The organism is Pseudomonas sp. S30_BP2TU TE3576 (assembly GCF_050436025.1).
In the GTDB taxonomy this organism is placed as follows: Bacteria; Pseudomonadota; Gammaproteobacteria; order Pseudomonadales; family Pseudomonadaceae; genus Aquipseudomonas.
This window is the reverse complement of the sequence record NZ_JBNDLK010000001.1, coordinates 1-16,146: the sequence shown is the minus strand read 5'-3', so window position 1 is coordinate 16,146 and position 16,146 is coordinate 1. Positions and strand designations below refer to the sequence as shown.

The window sequence follows — 16,146 nt, the reverse complement described above, 5'->3', positions numbered from 1 at the left end:
TTGATGCAAATTCTGATTTAGCGTCTACGCTGATTTTTGGATCCCTTTTAGCCTCAAAGGCTATTTACGTTTTCAGCCCCTGAGGTGCCCATGAGTCAGGCGTTTCTCCCTTTTTCCCGCCCCAGTATCGGCGACGAAGAAATCGCTGCCGTAGAGCAAGTATTGCGCTCCGGGTGGATCACTACCGGGCCGAAGAACCAGGCACTGGAAGAACACTTCGCCAACTACGTCGGGTGCCGGCATGCCGTGGCACTGTCCTCGGCCACCGGCGGAATGCATATCACCCTGCTGGCGTTGGGCGTCGGTCCCGGCGATGAAGTCATTACACCATCGCAGACCTGGGTTTCCACCGCCAACATGATCACCCTGCTGGGTGCCACGCCGGTGTTCGTCGACGTCGACCGCGACACGCTGATGACCGATGTGGCCGCTATCGAAGCCGCGATCACGCCGCGCACCAAAGCCATCATCCCGGTGCATTACGCCGGTGCGGCATTCGATCTCGATCCGCTCTATGCGCTGGCCGACAAACACGGTATTGCCGTGATCGAAGACGCCGCCCACGCGGCAGGCACTTTCTACAAAGGTCGTCACGTCGGCTCCACGGGCACAGCAATCTTTTCGTTCCACGCGATCAAGAACATGACCTGCGCCGAGGGCGCCATGTTCGTCAGCGACGATGAAGCCCTGGCATCCCGGGTGCGCATGCTCAAGTTTCACGGGCTGGGGGTTGATGCCTACGACCGCCTGACCCACGGCCGCAAGCCCCAGGCCCAAGTGGTCGAGCCTGGCTTCAAGTACAACCTGGCCGACATCAACGCGGCCATCGCGCTGGTGCAACTGGAACGCCTGGACGAAATCAACGCCAGGCGCACTCAACTGGCCCAGACCTACTTGCAGCGCCTGGAAGGTTTGCCGGTGCAACCGCTGGCCGTTCCAATCTATTCGCAAAAGCACGCCTGGCACCTGTTCATCCTGCGCATCGACGCCGAACGTTGCGGGCTGGATCGCGAAGCGTTCATGAAAGCCCTCCAGGAGCAGAATGTCGGCACCGGCATTCACTTCATTGCAACGCACCTGCACACTTACTACCGCCAGCGTTACCCCAACCTGTACCTGCCCAACACCGAATGGAATTCGGCGCGGCTGTGTTCGATCCCGTTGTTCCCCGACATGACCACAGACGATGTCGAGCGCGTCGTCGGTGCCATTGAAAACTGCATGGACAGAAGCCTTTGAGACCTTACCCAATCAACTTCGTGTCGATCGTCATTCCGGTCTACAACGAACAGGACAGCCTGCCGGAATTGCTTCGTCGCACCGAAGCCGCCTGCCAACAGTTGCACCAAGCCTACGAAATCGTGCTGGTCGACGACGGCAGTCGCGATGACTCCGCGCAGATCCTCGAAGACGCCGCCTCCCGCGAAGGCAGCCCGGTGGTGGCGGTCATCCTCAACCGCAACTACGGCCAGCATGCGGCGATCATGGCCGGTTTCGAACAGTGCAAGGGCGATGTCGTCATCACCCTCGATGCCGATCTGCAAAACCCGCCCGAAGAAATCCCGCGGCTGGTGGCACAGGCCGAGCTCGGCTATGACGTCGTCGCGACGGTACGCAACAACCGCCAGGACTCGGCCTTGCGCCGCTGGCCATCGAAGCTGATCAACCTCGCCGTGCAACGCTCCACCGGCGTGGCCATGAGCGACTACGGCTGCATGCTGCGCGCCTACCGACGCACCATCGTCGACGCCATGCTCGCCTGCCGTGAACGCAGCACCTTCATTCCGATCCTGGCCAACAGCTTTGCCCGCCATACCACGGAAATCCTCGTGACCCACGCCGAGCGTGAACACGGCGACTCCAAGTACAGCCCGATGCGCCTGATCAACCTGATGTTCGACCTGGTCACCTGTATGACCACCACGCCTCTGCGACTGCTGAGCATCGTCGGTGTCGGCATGGCGGCCCTGGGCATGCTGTTCGCCATCGCGCTGGTTCTGTTGCGCCTGGTGTTCGGCGCCGGCTGGGCCGGCGGCGGTACCTTCGTACTGTTCGCCGTGCTGTTCGTCTTCACCGGCGGTCAATTCATCGGCATGGGCCTGTTGGGTGAATACCTGGGCCGCATGTACAGCGACGTGCGCGCACGTCCGCGCTTTTTCATTGAAAAGGTGCTGCGTAGCCAGCCAGCCTCCCCTGCTTCCGTTGTCACCGTCGACGGCCTTACTTCCACTTCTTCAGATCAGGTTCCTTCATGAGTGCAAAAGCTGTTGTCTTCGCCTATCACGATATTGGCTGTGCCGGCATCGAATCCCTGCTCTCCTCCGGTTTTGAGATCGCTGCGGTGTTCACTCACGCCGACGATCCGAAGGAGAACGCGTTCTACGGTTCCGTAGCACAGCTGTGCGCCCGCCACGGCATTGCCGTGCACGCACCGGAAGATGCCAACCATCCGTTGTGGATCGAACGTATCGCCAAGCTCGATCCCGACTACATTTTCTCCTTCTACTACCGCAACCTGCTGAGCGAACCGCTGCTGGCCACGGCGCGCAAAGGAGCGTTCAACCTGCACGGTTCCCTGCTGCCACGCTACCGTGGTCGCGCACCGGCCAATTGGGTGCTGGTCAACGGCGAAACGGAAACCGGCGTGACCCTGCACCGCATGGTCAAGCGTGCCGATGCCGGCGCTATCGTTGCCCAGCAAAAGGTCGCGATCGAGCGCAGCGACACGGCGCTGAGCCTGCACGGCAAGCTGCGTGCGGCAGCCTTTGACCTGTTGCGCGACACCCTGCCGGCGCTGCTGCAAGGCAAAGTCAGCGAAACACTGCAAGACGAATCCAAAGCCACCGTGTTCGGCCGTCGTACCCCGGCCGACGGCAAACTGGTCTGGGCCAAACCGGCTGAAGAACTGTTCAACCTGGTCCGCGCCGTGACCCAACCGTACCCGGGCGCCTTCTGCGCGGTGGGCGAGCACAAGCTGATTGTCTGGAGCGCCGAAGTCGCCAAGGGCAACGAAGGCCAGGCTCCGGGCCGCGTCATCAGCGTCGACCCGCTGCGCATCGCCTGCGGTGAAGACTCGCTGATCATCAACGCCGGCCAGCGCAACGACAACGGTCTGTACCTGAGTGGTCCGCAACTGGCCAACGAACTGGGCCTGGTGGACGGTTCCGTGCTGCGCGGTGCCGAATCCGGTCGTGCCCCGCGTCGTACCCGCGTGCTGATCCTCGGCGTCAACGGTTTCATCGGTAACCACTTGTCCGAGCGCCTGTTGCGTGACGACCGCTACGAAGTCTACGGCCTGGACATCGGTTCGGATGCCATCGAACGCCTGCGCAGCCACCCCAATTTCCACTTCGTCGAAGGCGACATCAGCATTCACTCCGAGTGGATCGAGTACCACATCAAGAAGTGCGACGTGGTGCTGCCGCTGGTGGCCATCGCGACGCCAATCGAATACACCCGTAACCCGCTGCGCGTATTCGAACTGGACTTCGAAGAGAACCTGAAACTGGTTCGCTACTGCGTCAAGTACAACAAGCGCGTGATCTTCCCGTCGACCTCGGAAGTCTATGGCATGTGCCAGGACCCGAACTTCGACGAAGACAGCTCCAACCTGGTGGTCGGCCCGATCAACAAGCAGCGCTGGATCTACTCGGTCTCCAAGCAATTGCTCGACCGCGTCATCTGGGCTTACGGCCAGAAGGGCCTGAACTTCACCCTGTTCCGTCCGTTCAACTGGATGGGCCCACGTCTGGACCGCCTGGATTCGGCCCGTATCGGCAGCTCCCGCGCCATTACCCAGCTGATCCTGAACCTGGTGGAAGGTACGCCGATTCGCCTGTTCGACGGTGGCGAGCAAAAACGCTGCTTCACCGACATCGCCGACGGTGTGGAAGCTCTGGCACGGATCATCGACAACGACAACGATGTCTGCAACGGCCAGATCATCAACATCGGCAACCCGGAGAACGAAGCCAGCATCCGTCAACTGGGCGAAGAGCTGCTGCGCCAGTTCGAAGCTCACCCGCTGCGCGCCAACTTCCCTCCGTTCGCCGGCTTCCGCGATATCGAGAGCAAGGCGTTCTACGGCACCGGTTACCAGGACGTGTCCCATCGCAAGCCAAGCATCGCCAACGCCAAGCGCCTGCTGGACTGGACGCCGACCGTGGAGATGAGCGAAACCATCGGCAACACGCTGGACTTCTTCCTGCGTGAGGCCATGCTCGAAATCGCGGACAAGCGCTAATGCAGGCGGGACTGCGGATCGATGTCGACACCTACCGGGGCACCCGTGAGGGGGTGCCACGGCTACTGGAAATCCTTGATGAAGCTCAGGTCAAGGCGACGTTCTTCTTCAGTGTCGGGCCGGACAACATGGGGCGCCACTTGTGGCGCCTCATCCGTCCACAGTTTCTCTGGAAAATGCTCCGTTCCAACGCAGCCGGCCTGTATGGCTGGGACATTCTGCTGGCCGGCACTGCATGGCCCGGAAAACCGATCGGCCGCGACCTCGGGCACTTGATGCGTCAGGCCCGGGATGCCGGGCATGAAGTCGGCCTGCACGCCTGGGATCACCACGGCTGGCAAGCCAATGCCGGGCGCTGGAGTGACGCACAACTGGTCGAACAGATACGCCGTGGCGTGGACACGCTCAGCGACATTCTCGGGGACAAGATCACCTGCTCGGCGTCCGCCGGCTGGCGTGCCGACGAGCGTGTGATTGAAGCCAAGCAGGGTTTCGGCTTTCGCTATAACAGCGATTGTCGCGGCCAGGGCCTGTTCCAGCCGCTATTGGCCGGTGGTCGCCTGGGCGCACCGCAAATACCGGTGGACCTGCCGACGTTCGACGAAGTGGTCGGCCCGACCGTTGCCGCCAAAGACTTCAACACGTTCATCCTGGACCGGTTCACTCCGCAAAAGCTCAACGTCTATACGATTCATGCCGAGGTAGAAGGGATTCTGATGGCCAATGATTTCCGTCAACTGCTGAGCGATGCGCATCAGCGTGACATCCGTTTTCAACCCTTGGGCGACTTGCTGCCCGAGCCCCCTGACAGTTTGCCGATCGGCCGTGTGGTACGCGGTGCGCTCGAAGGTCGCGAAGGCTGGCTGGGAGTGCAAGGCGCATGAGCAAACGCTGGGCTGTGCCGTTATTGCTGGCCATGGTGGCGCTGGCGTACCTGCTGCCGCTAGGCAGTCATGGCTTATGGATTCCTGACGAAACCCGCTACGCCCAGATCGGCCAGAGCATGCTTCTGAGCGGTAACTGGGTGTCGCCACATTTCATGGACGTACGCTATTTCGAAAAACCGGCGGCCGGCTACTGGATGATTGCCATCGGTCAGGCGCTGTTCGGCCAGAACCTCTTCGGGGTGCGCTTCGCCTCGGCACTGAGCACCGGCTTGAGCGTGCTGCTGTGCTACCTGATCGCCCGCCGGATGTGGAACGATACGCGCAAGAGTTTTGCCTGCGCCATCCTGTACATGAGCTTCACGGTCATCGCCGGTCAAGCGGGTTACGCCAACCTCGATCCGCAATTTACGTTCTGGGTCAACCTGAGCCTGGTGGCCTTGTGGTTTGCGCTGGACAGCGCCGGTCGTGGCCAACGCCTGGTGGCGTGGGTAGTGCTGGGCCTGGCCTGCGGCATGGGTTTCATGACCAAGGGCTTTCTGGCCTGGCTGTTGCCGGTGCTGATCGCCCTGCCCTGGATGATCTGGCAAAAGCGCTTGGGCCAACTGTTGGCCTACGGCCCGGTGGCGGTGGTCGTGGCCATTGCCGTCAGCCTGCCATGGGTCCTCGCGGTGCATGCCCAGGAGCCCGATTACTGGCGGTTCTTCTTCTGGCACGAGCACATCCGTCGCTTCGCTGGCGAGGACGCGCAGCATAACGCGCCGTGGTGGTACTACTTGCCGCTGCTGGTAGCGTTCAGCCTGCCGTGGGTGGCGTTGCTGCCGCCAGCGCTGAAACAGGCATGGCAAACCCGAGGCCAGGCCAATATCGCGTTCCTGATGCTGTGGCTGTGGATGCCGCTGATCTTCTTCAGCCTGAGCAAAGGCAAACTGCCGTCCTACATTCTGCCGTGCCTGCTGCCACTGGCCCTGTTGCTCGGCCATGCACTGGCTGACCGCTTGAAACTGGAACAAGGCCGCGTCCTGGGCATCAATGGCCTGCTGAACCTGGTCCTGGGTGTCGTTACCCTGCTGGCCTTGGTTTATCTGCAATTGAAAAAGCCGATTTATGATCATGAACTGCACAACCTGGTGTTGGTGTTCATCGGTTTGATCGGCTGGATCATGGCCAACCTGCTGCAAGCCTTCCGCCCGCTGCAATGCTGGGCTGCCCCGGCTTTCGGCAGTCTGCTGTTCATCGGCGTACTGCCAGCAGGGCTGCCCAACTCGGTGGTCGCCAACAAAACGCCCGACCAGTTCATCCTCGATCACGCCCAGGAGCTCGGCCAGAGTGCCAAGCTGTTGAGCAACGATCTGGGTGCCGCGTCGGCATTGTCCTGGCGGTTGAAACGTCCCGAAGTGGCTTTTTTCAACACGATAGGCGAATTGAAATACGGCCTTGCCTATCCTGATTCGCTTAAGCAGCGCGTCGACCCCGATCAGGTGCAACAGTGGATGCACGACGCTCGCCAGCAAGGCTCGGTCGGCGTGGTCATGCGGGTCAAGGGCGAAGAAGAGCTGCGCGAACTTGAACAGTTGCCCAAAGAGGGCAAGCGGTACGAACAAGGCAATCTGGTGATTTTGATTATCCCTCGGGCGACACTATGAGCCTGCTATTGCTACTGGTCGCCTGCCTGCTGACCTGCCTCGGCCAGATCGCCCAGAAATATGCAGTAGAAAGCTGGCGTGGCAATCCTTCCGGGTGGGCGGACAAACTGCGTTCGCCCTGGCTTTGGCTGGCCCTGGCCTCTTTGGCGCTGGGCCTGCTGGTGTGGTTGCTGGTGCTGCAACGCCTGGAAGTCGGGATTGCCTATCCGATGCTGAGCCTGAACTTCGTGCTGATCACCCTGGTTGCGCGTTTCGTGTTCCACGAAACCATCGACCGCCGTCACTGGCTGGGTGTGGCGCTGGTGATCGGCGGTGTGGCTCTGCTGGGGCAGCACACATGAACCCGAGTCGCGGTATCACCTTCGCACTGGGCAGTGTGCTGCTGGTCAGCGCCGCCCAATTGGGCATGCGCTGGAGCATGAGTCACCTGCCACGCCCCGAACAATGGCTCACCGCTCCTGTCGACCTGACAGCCATTGCCGTGGTGCTCATCGCCATCTTCGCCTACGCGTTGTCGATGCTCTGCTGGCTTGCCGCCCTGCGGGACCTGCCCCTTGGCCGAGCCTACTCGTTGCTGAGCATCAGCTACGCGCTGGTGTACCTGCTGGCCGCCAGCCTGCCGCTGTTCAACGAAGCGTTCAGCCTTACAAAAAGCCTTGGCGTGGCATTGGTCATCCTCGGCGTCATTACCATCAATTCTCGACCTGCTCGTGCGCCCGAATTAAGGAGTGCTCCATGAAAATCAGTGTATTTGGTAGCGGTTATGTTGGCCTGGTGCAGGCAGCGGTGTTGGCGGAGGTCGGCCACGACGTGGTCTGCATGGACGTTGACGAGAAAAAAGTCGAACTGCTCAAACAGGGCCACGTGAGTATTTTCGAACCGGGGCTGGCCAGCCTCGTACGCGAAGGTCTTGACGCCAAGCGGTTGCAGTTCACCAGCGACGAAAAGTTCGCGGTCCAGCACGGAGAGGTGCTGTTCATCGCAGTCGGTACTCCGTCGCGAGACGACGGCTCGGCAGACTTGCGCTACGTGATGTCGGTGGGCGAAGCAGTGGCACGGCATCGCGAACAGCCGGCGATCCTGGTGGAGAAATCCACCGTCCCGGTCGGCACCGGCGACGCCTTGCGTGCACACATCGACACATGCCTGCTCAACGCCGGCCGCGTATTGCAGTTCGATATCGTCTCCAACCCGGAGTTTTTGAAAGAAGGTTCGGCCGTGGCCGACTGCCGACGCCCGGACCGTATCGTCGTCGGCTGTGAACGCGATGAAGTGCGTGAGGTGATGCGTGACCTGTACTCGCCCTTCAACCGCAACCATGAGCGCATCATGTTCATGGACCTGCGCAGCGCCGAGCTGACCAAGTACGCCGCCAACTGCATGCTGGCGACCAAGATCAGCTTCATCAACCAGATCGCCGAACTGGCCGAACACCTGGGAGCCGACATCGAATCGGTGCGCCTGGGCATCGGGGCCGACTCGCGTATCGGCTACCACTTCATCTACCCCGGCTGTGGCTACGGCGGCTCTTGCTTCCCCAAGGACATGCGCGCCCTGATCCACAGTGCCGAAGAGGCCCATTGCTCCAGCGACCTGCTGCAGGCGGTGGAAGCCATCAACGAGCGGCAGAAACACAAGCTGTTCGAGCGCATCAATGCGTTCTACAAGGGCGACTTGCGTGGCATGACCTTTGCCGTGTGGGGCCTGGCGTTCAAGCCAAACACCGACGACATGCGTGATGCACCGAGCCGGGTGTTGCTGGAATCGTTGTGGGCCGCCGGGGCGAATGTCCGCGCGTTCGATCCGGAAGCCATGCAGGAAACCCAGAAGCTGTATCCCGATGAATCGAAACTGATGCTCATGGGTACGCCCGAGTCGGTCTTGTCCGGTGCCGACGCGCTGATCATCTGCACCGAATGGCAACAGTTCAAGGCTCCGGACTTCGAGCTGATCCAGCAGCGGCTCAACGCACCGGTAATCTTCGACGGCCGCAACCTGTACGACGCAGACCGTCTGGCACGCATCGGTTTCACCTACTTCCCGATCGGCCGTGGCGAATCGCGCAAATTGCCGATTCCTTACCAGCAATGGTCAACCGAATCTGTGGTCGCTTAAAGATCATGATCCCTCACATCCGCCAACAGTCCCTCGCGCTGGGTCTGTTGGCGCTGTTGTTGTTCTGCGCCGGGATGTACCAGCAGGCGGCCATCGGTTTCGATTCGCGCTTCGTGCTGTTCGCCCAGGAGATGCTGCGCAATGGGCCGTCGTTTTTTCCGACGACCTATGACCAGCCTTACGCAGACTATTCGGGACTTTCAACGCTATTCATCTGGCTGCTTTCGCTGCCGTTCGGCCAGGTCACCAGCCTGACCGCATGGCTGCCCAGCGCCATCGCCGCAGCGGTCATCGTCACGTTGATGTACCGCCTGCTGGCGCCCTATTCCACGCGTTGGGCGCTGCTGAGCATCGCCTTGATGCTGTTGACCAACACCTTCATCACTGAAACCCGCGCCGTTTCCCTCGACCTGATGCTCGCGGCCGTCGCGTTCAGCGTGTTCTACCTGGGCTATGCCACCGATCACTTCGCGGCGCCGCGCCGCTGGGCCCTGGTTTTTGCCTTGCTGATGCTGGGCTTCTGGATTCGTGGGCCCATCGGCCTGGTCATTCCTGCGGGAATGCTCTGCAGCTATTTTCTGGTCGGTCACCAATGGCGACGGCTGATCATCTTCGGATTACTGGCGGCGTTGTTGCTGGCGGTGTGCATCGGGCTGTTGCTGTGGCTGGCGGACATCAGTGGCGGCCCGGCCTTCTTGCAGGACGTGATTCGCATGCAGTTCATGGGGCGCATGGACGGCACCGAGGGTTCCAACGACTTGCTGTATTACTTCACCAGTTCGCTGGGTAATTACGCGCTGGCGTGGCCCTTGGCAGTGCTGGCGCTTGGGGCCGTTGCGTTATCGGGTCCGCGGGAAGCCGGGCCGGCATTGCGCCTGTTGCAGTACTGCGTAGCGGCCGGGTTGATTGTGATGATCGGCCTTTCCGTCCCCCAGGCCAAAAAGGCCCGCTACCTGCTGCCGATGCTGCCCATGGCGGCCATTGTGGCGGCGTATCCGTTCTACACCACACAGGGTCGATTGTTTGGTTGGCTGCGCGGGTTGATGCAGGGGCTGTGGCTATTGATCCCGGGCCTGCTGATCGTGGCATTGCTGGTAGTCCGGCGAAAATTTCCCGAGGAAGTGGCTCACCTCACTTCGTTATTCATCATTCTCGGCTTGCTGCAAGTGCTCGCCCTGGCAGCGCTCAAGCATCCCCGCTGGCGAGCGCAAGCATTGGCAATGTGCGCGGTCCTGGCACTTTGGTCGTTCTACATCCTGCAATTCGAACCCATTCAGCACCAGATCTACGACACCCGGACCTTTAGCCGCGCCACTGTCGATCTCATGCAAAAAGCCCCTGCGCCGCTGGTGATGCACGCAATGGGCAAAGACGCCAAGGCCATCAAGTTCATGGTCAACATCAAACAGGACCTGCACCCGGTGTTCACCGATTCGCCCCAGGAACTGGAAAACCTCAAAGGCCCGGTGTGGCTGATGATGGACCTGAACGTTTACAAGACACTGCAAGGCACGGCTATCGGTGCATTGCCGCCCGTCTTGAGCGGACGGTTCGACAAGAATGATTTCGTGTTGCTGCACCTCCAGTAAATCCAATAGCAACGACCGAATGCCCGACTGCTAGAGTAGCGCTCACGATTGGGCTGATACCGGTCGAATCGAATAAGGATATTCGCGCAGTGGCCGCTTACTCCCCCCTCATCCGCCGCCTGCTGATCTGTTCGCTGACCATCGTCGTCAGCCGCGCCATCACCAGCCCGTTGCTTACGCTGTTCGTCAGCGACAAGCTTGGCCTCAACCAACAGGACGTTGGTCTGCTGCTCGGCATCGCCGTGTTCGTCGCCACCCTGCTCTCCCTGTATGGCGGCTACATCATCGATCGCTTCGAAAAACGCCGATTGCTTGTTCTCTCGATGGCGTCCAGCGCGGTCGGCCTGGTGTTGCTGACCTTTGCTGAAAACCTCTACCTGACCACGATCACCCTGATCGTCACCGAAACCGCCTCATCGCTGTTCCTGATCGGTTCGAAAGCGATACTCAGCGACAACCTTCCGGTGGGCCAGCGCGCCAAGGCGTTTTCCCTGAGCTATACGCTGACCAACATTGGCTACGCCGTAGGGCCGATGCTCGGTGTGCTGATTGCCGGTGCCTTTGCCAGCGCGCCGTTCCTGATTGCGGCGGCCATCGCCTTTTTCAGTATTTTCTTGATGACCGGCATTCCCAGGGACCCGGCCAATGCTCCGCCCGCCGGTCAGGCGCAGAGCTTTCTCAAAACCCTGATCACCCTGAAAAACGACCGCACCCTGATCCTGTTCACCGCTGGCTGCCTGCTCAGCACGGTGGTGCATGGGCGATTTACGTTTTATCTGTCGCAATACCTGTTGGTGATCAGCAATCCCCGGCACACCATGGAAATCATGGCCGCCCTGCTCGCGTGCAACGCCATCAGTGTGATCGTGTTGCAGTACCAGATCGGGCGTTTTCTCAAACGCGAGCAACTGCGCCAATGGATTGTTGCCGGCACCGGCCTGTTCATCCTCGGGCTGATCGGCTTCAGCCTGGCGGACAGCCTGGTGAGCTGGTGCGTGGCGATGTTTATCTTCACCCTCGGTGAAATCATTATTTACCCGGCCGAGTTTCTCTTCGTCGACACCCTGGCTCCGGAAGAACTGCGCGGCAGCTACTACGGCGCGCAAAACCTTGCGGCGCTGGGCGGCGCATTGAGCCCGGTGATTTGCGGCTTCATGTTGATGCACACCCCGGCACCGACGATGTTTTATGCCTTGAGTGCACTGGCTGCGCTGGGCGGTTTGCTCTGCTACATAAGCGGCCGACGAGGTCATTTAAAGCAAAATTAATGCACTGAAAGCGCATTAATATGAATTTGTCAGTGCCTTGAATGAACGGCACACTGTGCCTGTTCCTCCCCCAACAGTTGGAACACCTTCAAGGGCTTTCTGGGTTTCCCAGCTAAGCCCTTTTTTTGCCTGGTTTTTTTCCTGCCGGAGTTTTTCTCAGAATGCTTGCTCGCTGGTTGCCTGCCGCCATCAATACCCGCCCCACCGAATGGAGTCGCGCCGCCATCGGCATGGCCTTGGGGACACTGATGAGCGTGTGGCTCTGTAGCCAGGTGTTCGGCAGCGAGGTGGCGCAGCACCTGATCGGCCCGCTGGGGGCGTCGGCGGTGCTGTTGTTTGCCGTGTCTTCGGGCGCACTCGCCCAACCCTGGTCGATTCTGGGCGGTTACTTGAGTGCCGGGGTGATTGCGTTGCTGGTGGCCCATGTGCTGGGCCGAACCCTCGGTAGCGCTTGCCTGGCCGCCGGCATGACGTTGATCCTGATGTGCTGGCTGCGGTGCCTGCATCCGCCGGCCGGTGCATTGGCCCTGACCCTGGTATTAGCCGATCCGGCGACCATTGCCATGGACTGGAAAGCCATTGGGCCGGTGATGCTCAGCGCTGCAACGATGCTGCTCTGTGCCCTGGCCTATAACAACCTGACCCGCGTTCGCTACCCCAAGCGTGCCAGCGAACCGGCGGCGAGGATTCCTGCCGATCACCCGCCGGTCGACCGCCAGGCCATCACCGCCGAAGACCTGAAACTGGCGTTGGCCGAGATGGAAGCGTTCTATGACGTCACGCCGGAAGACCTGGAACAATTGATCCAGGCCAGCCAACTGCACGCCAAACGCCGCAGCGTGGGCGAAGTGTTCGCCCCACGACTGTAAGTCGCTGTTTTGGAGGTTCTTTTGCCGTGGCCGGGCGGTTCTGGCATCCTGCGCCTCCATTTTCTGACCCGGCCCGCCTTCTGGCACGCAAACCACCATGACCGCCTCCGAAAAAGCCCCCGCTCCACGCCACAGCGACCTGATTTACGGCCTCGATGACCGGCCGCACCTGACCGCCACCGTCTTCGCCGCCCTGCAACACGTGTTGGCGAGTTTCGTCGGCATCATCACCCCGACGCTGATCATGGGCAGCGCCCTGGGCCTGCAAAGCGAAATTCCTTATCTGATCAGCATGGCGCTGTTCGTCTCCGGCCTGGGCACCTTCGTGCAGGCACGGCGCTTTGGCCCGGTAGGCTCCGGCCTGCTGTGCCTGCAAGGCACCAGTTTCTCGTTCATCAGTGTGATTCTCAGTGCCGGCTTCATGGTCAAGGCCCGGGGCGGCGGCACCGATGAGATTCTCTCGACCATCTTCGGTGTGTGCTTTTTTGCCGCGTTCATTGAAGTGGTGTTGAGCCAGTTCATTGGCAAACTGCGCATGCTGATCACCCCGGTGGTGACCGGTACGATCATCACGCTGATGGGTTTGTCGCTGATCAAGGTCGCCATGACCGACATCGCCGGAGGCTTCGGCGCCCCGGACCTGGGTGCCGCCAGTCACCTGGCCCTCGCTGCGCTGGTGTTGGGAACCATCGTGGTGTTGAACCGGGTGGATGTGCCGTTTCTGCGTCTGGGGGCGATTGTCATCGGCCTGACCCTGGGTTACGTGGTGGCATGGCTCATGGGCCAGGTCGACTTCAACAGCCTGCCCGAAGTCCCGCTGATGAGCGTACCGGTACCGTTCAAGTACGGGTTCTCTTTCGATTGGGTGGCGTTCATTCCGGTGGCGGTGATTTTCCTGGTGTCGCCACTGGAAGCCGCCGGTGACCTTACGGCCAACTCAATGATCTCCCGGCAACCGGTCAAAGGCCCGGTGTACATTCGCCGGATCAAGTCCGGCCTGCTCGCCGATGGCCTCAACTCGGCCATGGCGGCGGTGTTCAACAGCATGCCGATGGTGACCTTCGCCCAGAACAACGGGGTCATCCAGCTCACTGGCGTGGCCAGTCGCTACGTGGCGTTTTTCATTGCAGGATTGCTGGTGGTGCTGGGCCTGTTCCCGATGATCGGCGCGGTACTGCAACTGATGCCTAAACCGGTACTGGGCGGCGCGGAACTGGTGATGTTCGGCACCGTCGCCGTGGCCGGGATCAAGATTCTTGCCGAGGCCGGCCTGCATCGGCGCAACATGCTGATCGTGGCGATTTCCGTCGGCATGGGCCTGGGTGTGGCCGCCGTGCCGGAAGTCTTGCGTGAACTGCCCAAGGCACTGCACAACATTTTCGAATCGCCCATCACCGTCGGCGCGCTGTGCGCTATCGTTCTTAATATCTTCCTGCCCGAGGAATTCATCGAACTGGAAGAGGATGAATTCGATCCCGAGGCCTCCGTGCTTCAGGTCATGCAGAACCCCGATGTGACCGCCAGGGATGAACCCGCAAAGGCTGCGGTGGTCGCACAATCAAACCGCTAGACGGGCTCCAGGGCTGAGCCGCTGGCGGTTCAGCCTTTTTCCAGATGAGAGCACGTCCATGCGCAGCGTCCACGCGGTCCTGATTTCCCTCCTGCTCTGCCTGGGCGCCTGTTCCTCGCTGCCCTACATGGACCCGGTGAAAATCAACGTCGTGGGTATCGAGCCCCTTCAAGGCGAGGGTATGGAAGTGCGTTTTGCTGTGAAAATCCGCGTGCAGAACCCCAATGACACCACCATCACCTACAACGGCATCGCGCTGGACCTGGACATCAACGGCCAGCCATTCGCTTCCGGCGTCAGCGATGAGGGTGGCTCGATCGGGCGTTTTTCCGACACCGTCGTGAGCGTGCCGGTCAGCGTTTCGGCGTTTTCAGTGGTCCGCCAGACCTATGGCATCAGCCAAATGAAAAGGCTCAACAACATGCCTTATATCCTGCACGGCAAACTCTCGGGTGGCGTGTTCAACACGATGCGCTTCGTGGACAGTGGCACGCTCAACTTGCCTGGATCGACCACTGGCAAACGTTAACCGCCTGACTCAAGGAGCTACACCCCCATGGACGACACCCCCACGCTCTACACCGAGCGCCTGATCCTGCGCCCGCTGGAACTGTCGGACGCCGATGCGATCCAGCAACATTTCCCGCACTGGGAAGTGGTGCGCTACCTCAACGCCTTGGTGCCTTGGCCTTATCCGGCCGACGGTGCGTTGACGTACCTGCGCGACAACGCCCTGCCAGCCATCGCCCGTGGCGAGGAATGGCACTGGTCGATCCGCCTGAAATCGGCCCCGGAACAGTTGATCGGTAACATCAGCCTGATGAGCGAACAGGACAACAATCGCGGTTTCTGGCTCGGCCCGAAGTGGCAGGGTCAGGGATTGATGACAGAAGCCAGCGCTGCAGTCACCGAGTACTGGTTCAACACGCTGGGGCGCATCGTGCTGCGGGTGCCAAAAGCGGTACCTAACATCGGCTCACGCAGACTCTCCGAACGCACGGGAATGCGCTTGATTCGCACGGACGAAGGCAGCTTTGTCAGTGGAAACTTCCCGTTGGAAGTCTGGGAAATCACTCGCGAAGAATGGTCATTGCGTCGCTGAACCTACTCGGTGTCATTGAGAATCAGGCTGCGGTAGTGCCCCGGATTGGAACCGGACCACTTGCGAAATGCCTTGTAGAACGAACTGACGTCCGCGAACCCAAGCCGCGTGGCGATTTCGCTGAAGCCGATCGCCGGCTCGGCCAGCCAGACAATCGCCAGTTCCTTGCGCACGCTGTCCTTGAGACCTTGATAGGTTTGCCCTTCTTCGGCCAGACGGCGGCGCAAGGTGGAAGCCGACATGCACAGGCGTTGCGCCAGGGCTTCGGTTTCCGGCCAGTGTTCTGCCGGCAGGTGACGTAGATCATATTTGATCCGACTGGCCAGGCTCTGCGGATCGCGGTATTTGACCAGGATGTTCGCCGGCGCATGGGCCAGGAATCGCTTGAGTTCTTCAGGGCTGCGCTTGATGGGCAGGTCCAGGCAATCGGCGGAGAAAATCATCCGTGTGCGCGGGCGGTCAAAGCGCAGGTTCTCGGAAAACATCACCTGATAGTCATCGCAGAAATCCGGTTTCGAACAGCGCAGTTCGATGGCCAGGATCGGAATCCGTCGCCCTGCCAGCCAGCAGGCAACGCCGTGGACGATCATCCAGTAGGTGAAATAGGTGAAGGCCCGGCGCGGGTCTTTGTCGTCTTCCAGCAGGACAATTTCCGCCAGGCTTTGCTGGCGCACCAACTGCGCCGGCAAGTGTTCGAGGATCAACGACAGAAACGCCAGGCCACTGGTCAGTCCCGCCGCCACGTTGGGCTGGAGCATGGCGCTGCGGCACAGGAACGCAAAGCTGCCGGATTTGAGCTTGCGTGGGTCCATGCCAAAAAACTCATCATCCCCGCGCCATGCCAGCAAGCGCCACAGACG

At 60.7% G+C, this 16,146-nt stretch carries 15 protein-coding genes; 14 read left to right on the top strand and 1 reads right to left on the bottom strand.

The annotated features are described in order from the left end of the window. Positions 1-90: 90 nt before the first annotated feature. The 14 genes from arnB to ABIA48_RS00010 all read left to right on the top strand — a co-directional run bounded on the left by arnB (position 91) and on the right by ABIA48_RS00010 (position 15,286). The gene (arnB, locus tag ABIA48_RS00075; protein WP_429486314.1) at positions 91-1,239 is read left to right on the top strand and encodes a UDP-4-amino-4-deoxy-L-arabinose aminotransferase; all 1,149 of its coding nucleotides are present in this window, start codon (positions 91-93) and stop codon (positions 1,237-1,239) included. Next, positions 1,236-2,255 carry an undecaprenyl-phosphate 4-deoxy-4-formamido-L-arabinose transferase gene (gene arnC, locus ABIA48_RS00070; protein ID WP_007983911.1) on the top strand — a complete coding sequence of 340 codons (1,020 nt, stop codon included), beginning with the start codon at positions 1,236-1,238 and terminating at the stop codon, positions 2,253-2,255. Before arnB ends, arnC begins: the two co-directional genes overlap by 4 nt. Beyond that, a complete protein-coding gene (gene arnA / locus ABIA48_RS00065; protein WP_429486312.1) occupies positions 2,252-4,243 on the top strand; it encodes a bifunctional UDP-4-amino-4-deoxy-L-arabinose formyltransferase/UDP-glucuronic acid oxidase ArnA in 1,992 nt (663 codons plus the stop codon). The genes arnC and arnA overlap by 4 nt, the downstream gene beginning before the upstream one ends. Continuing rightward, complete coding sequence (arnD, locus tag ABIA48_RS00060) at positions 4,243-5,127, top strand: 4-deoxy-4-formamido-L-arabinose-phosphoundecaprenol deformylase (RefSeq protein WP_429486310.1); 885 nt, start codon at positions 4,243-4,245, stop codon at positions 5,125-5,127. The genes arnA and arnD overlap by 1 nt, the downstream gene beginning before the upstream one ends. After that, on the top strand, positions 5,124-6,773 hold the full coding sequence (arnT, locus tag ABIA48_RS00055) for a lipid IV(A) 4-amino-4-deoxy-L-arabinosyltransferase (protein ID WP_429486308.1): 1,650 nt from the start codon (positions 5,124-5,126) through the stop codon (positions 6,771-6,773). Before arnD ends, arnT begins: the two co-directional genes overlap by 4 nt. Further along, entirely contained in the window at positions 6,770-7,114 is a 345-nt protein-coding gene (gene arnE / locus ABIA48_RS00050; RefSeq protein WP_429486306.1) for a 4-amino-4-deoxy-L-arabinose-phosphoundecaprenol flippase subunit ArnE, read from the top strand. The genes arnT and arnE overlap by 4 nt, the downstream gene beginning before the upstream one ends. Beyond that, positions 7,111-7,512 (top strand): 4-amino-4-deoxy-L-arabinose-phosphoundecaprenol flippase subunit ArnF, encoded by a 402-nt coding sequence (gene arnF / locus ABIA48_RS00045; RefSeq protein WP_429486305.1) that lies wholly within the window; start codon positions 7,111-7,113, stop codon positions 7,510-7,512. Before arnE ends, arnF begins: the two co-directional genes overlap by 4 nt. Beyond that, a complete protein-coding gene (locus ABIA48_RS00040) occupies positions 7,509-8,888 on the top strand; it encodes a UDP-glucose dehydrogenase family protein (RefSeq protein WP_429486303.1) in 1,380 nt (459 codons plus the stop codon). The genes arnF and ABIA48_RS00040 overlap by 4 nt, the downstream gene beginning before the upstream one ends. A gap of 5 nt (positions 8,889-8,893) precedes the next feature. Then, entirely contained in the window at positions 8,894-10,477 is a 1,584-nt protein-coding gene (locus tag ABIA48_RS00035; protein ID WP_429486301.1) for an ArnT family glycosyltransferase, read from the top strand. Between the two features lie 89 nt (positions 10,478-10,566). Next, positions 10,567-11,745, top strand: a complete 1,179-nt coding sequence (locus ABIA48_RS00030; protein WP_429486299.1) for an MFS transporter — start codon at positions 10,567-10,569, stop codon at positions 11,743-11,745. A gap of 161 nt (positions 11,746-11,906) precedes the next feature. Then, a complete protein-coding gene (locus ABIA48_RS00025; protein ID WP_429486297.1) occupies positions 11,907-12,614 on the top strand; it encodes an HPP family protein in 708 nt (235 codons plus the stop codon). A gap of 97 nt (positions 12,615-12,711) precedes the next feature. Then, positions 12,712-14,184, top strand: a complete 1,473-nt coding sequence (locus tag ABIA48_RS00020; RefSeq protein ID WP_429486295.1) for a nucleobase:cation symporter-2 family protein — start codon at positions 12,712-12,714, stop codon at positions 14,182-14,184. Positions 14,185-14,242: 58 nt separating this feature from the next. Then, positions 14,243-14,713 (top strand): LEA type 2 family protein, encoded by a 471-nt coding sequence (locus ABIA48_RS00015; protein WP_429486293.1) that lies wholly within the window; start codon positions 14,243-14,245, stop codon positions 14,711-14,713. 27 nt (positions 14,714-14,740) lie between these two features. Then, positions 14,741-15,286: a GNAT family N-acetyltransferase gene (locus ABIA48_RS00010; protein WP_429486291.1), complete on the top strand. Its 546-nt coding sequence runs from the start codon at positions 14,741-14,743 to the stop codon at positions 15,284-15,286. A 2-nt stretch (positions 15,287-15,288) separates the two neighbouring features. Here the strand turns inward: ABIA48_RS00010 and ABIA48_RS00005 are convergent. Then, a partial coding sequence (locus ABIA48_RS00005) for an AraC family transcriptional regulator ligand-binding domain-containing protein (RefSeq protein ID WP_429486289.1) occupies positions 15,289-16,146 on the bottom strand: 858 nt, incomplete at its 5' end.

Bases quoted from the DNA above. Each gene is read 5' to 3' on its own strand.
- ABIA48_RS00025 (WP_429486297.1), top strand. From the start codon at position 11,907: ATGCTTGCTCGCTGGTTGCCTGCCGCCATCAATACCCGCCCCACCGAA.
- ABIA48_RS00020 (WP_429486295.1), top strand. From the start codon at position 12,712: ATGACCGCCTCCGAAAAAGCCCCCGCTCCACGCCACAGCGACCTGATT.
- arnA (WP_429486312.1), top strand. From the start codon at position 2,252: ATGAGTGCAAAAGCTGTTGTCTTCGCCTATCACGATATTGGCTGTGCC.
- arnB (WP_429486314.1), top strand. From the start codon at position 91: ATGAGTCAGGCGTTTCTCCCTTTTTCCCGCCCCAGTATCGGCGACGAA.
- ABIA48_RS00015 (WP_429486293.1), top strand. From the start codon at position 14,243: ATGCGCAGCGTCCACGCGGTCCTGATTTCCCTCCTGCTCTGCCTGGGC.
- arnE (WP_429486306.1), top strand. From the start codon at position 6,770: ATGAGCCTGCTATTGCTACTGGTCGCCTGCCTGCTGACCTGCCTCGGC.
- ABIA48_RS00010 (WP_429486291.1), top strand. From the start codon at position 14,741: ATGGACGACACCCCCACGCTCTACACCGAGCGCCTGATCCTGCGCCCG.
- arnT (WP_429486308.1), top strand. From the start codon at position 5,124: ATGAGCAAACGCTGGGCTGTGCCGTTATTGCTGGCCATGGTGGCGCTG.
- ABIA48_RS00040 (WP_429486303.1), top strand. From the start codon at position 7,509: ATGAAAATCAGTGTATTTGGTAGCGGTTATGTTGGCCTGGTGCAGGCA.
- ABIA48_RS00035 (WP_429486301.1), top strand. From the start codon at position 8,894: ATGATCCCTCACATCCGCCAACAGTCCCTCGCGCTGGGTCTGTTGGCG.
- arnF (WP_429486305.1), top strand. From the start codon at position 7,111: ATGAACCCGAGTCGCGGTATCACCTTCGCACTGGGCAGTGTGCTGCTG.
- arnD (WP_429486310.1), top strand. From the start codon at position 4,243: ATGCAGGCGGGACTGCGGATCGATGTCGACACCTACCGGGGCACCCGT.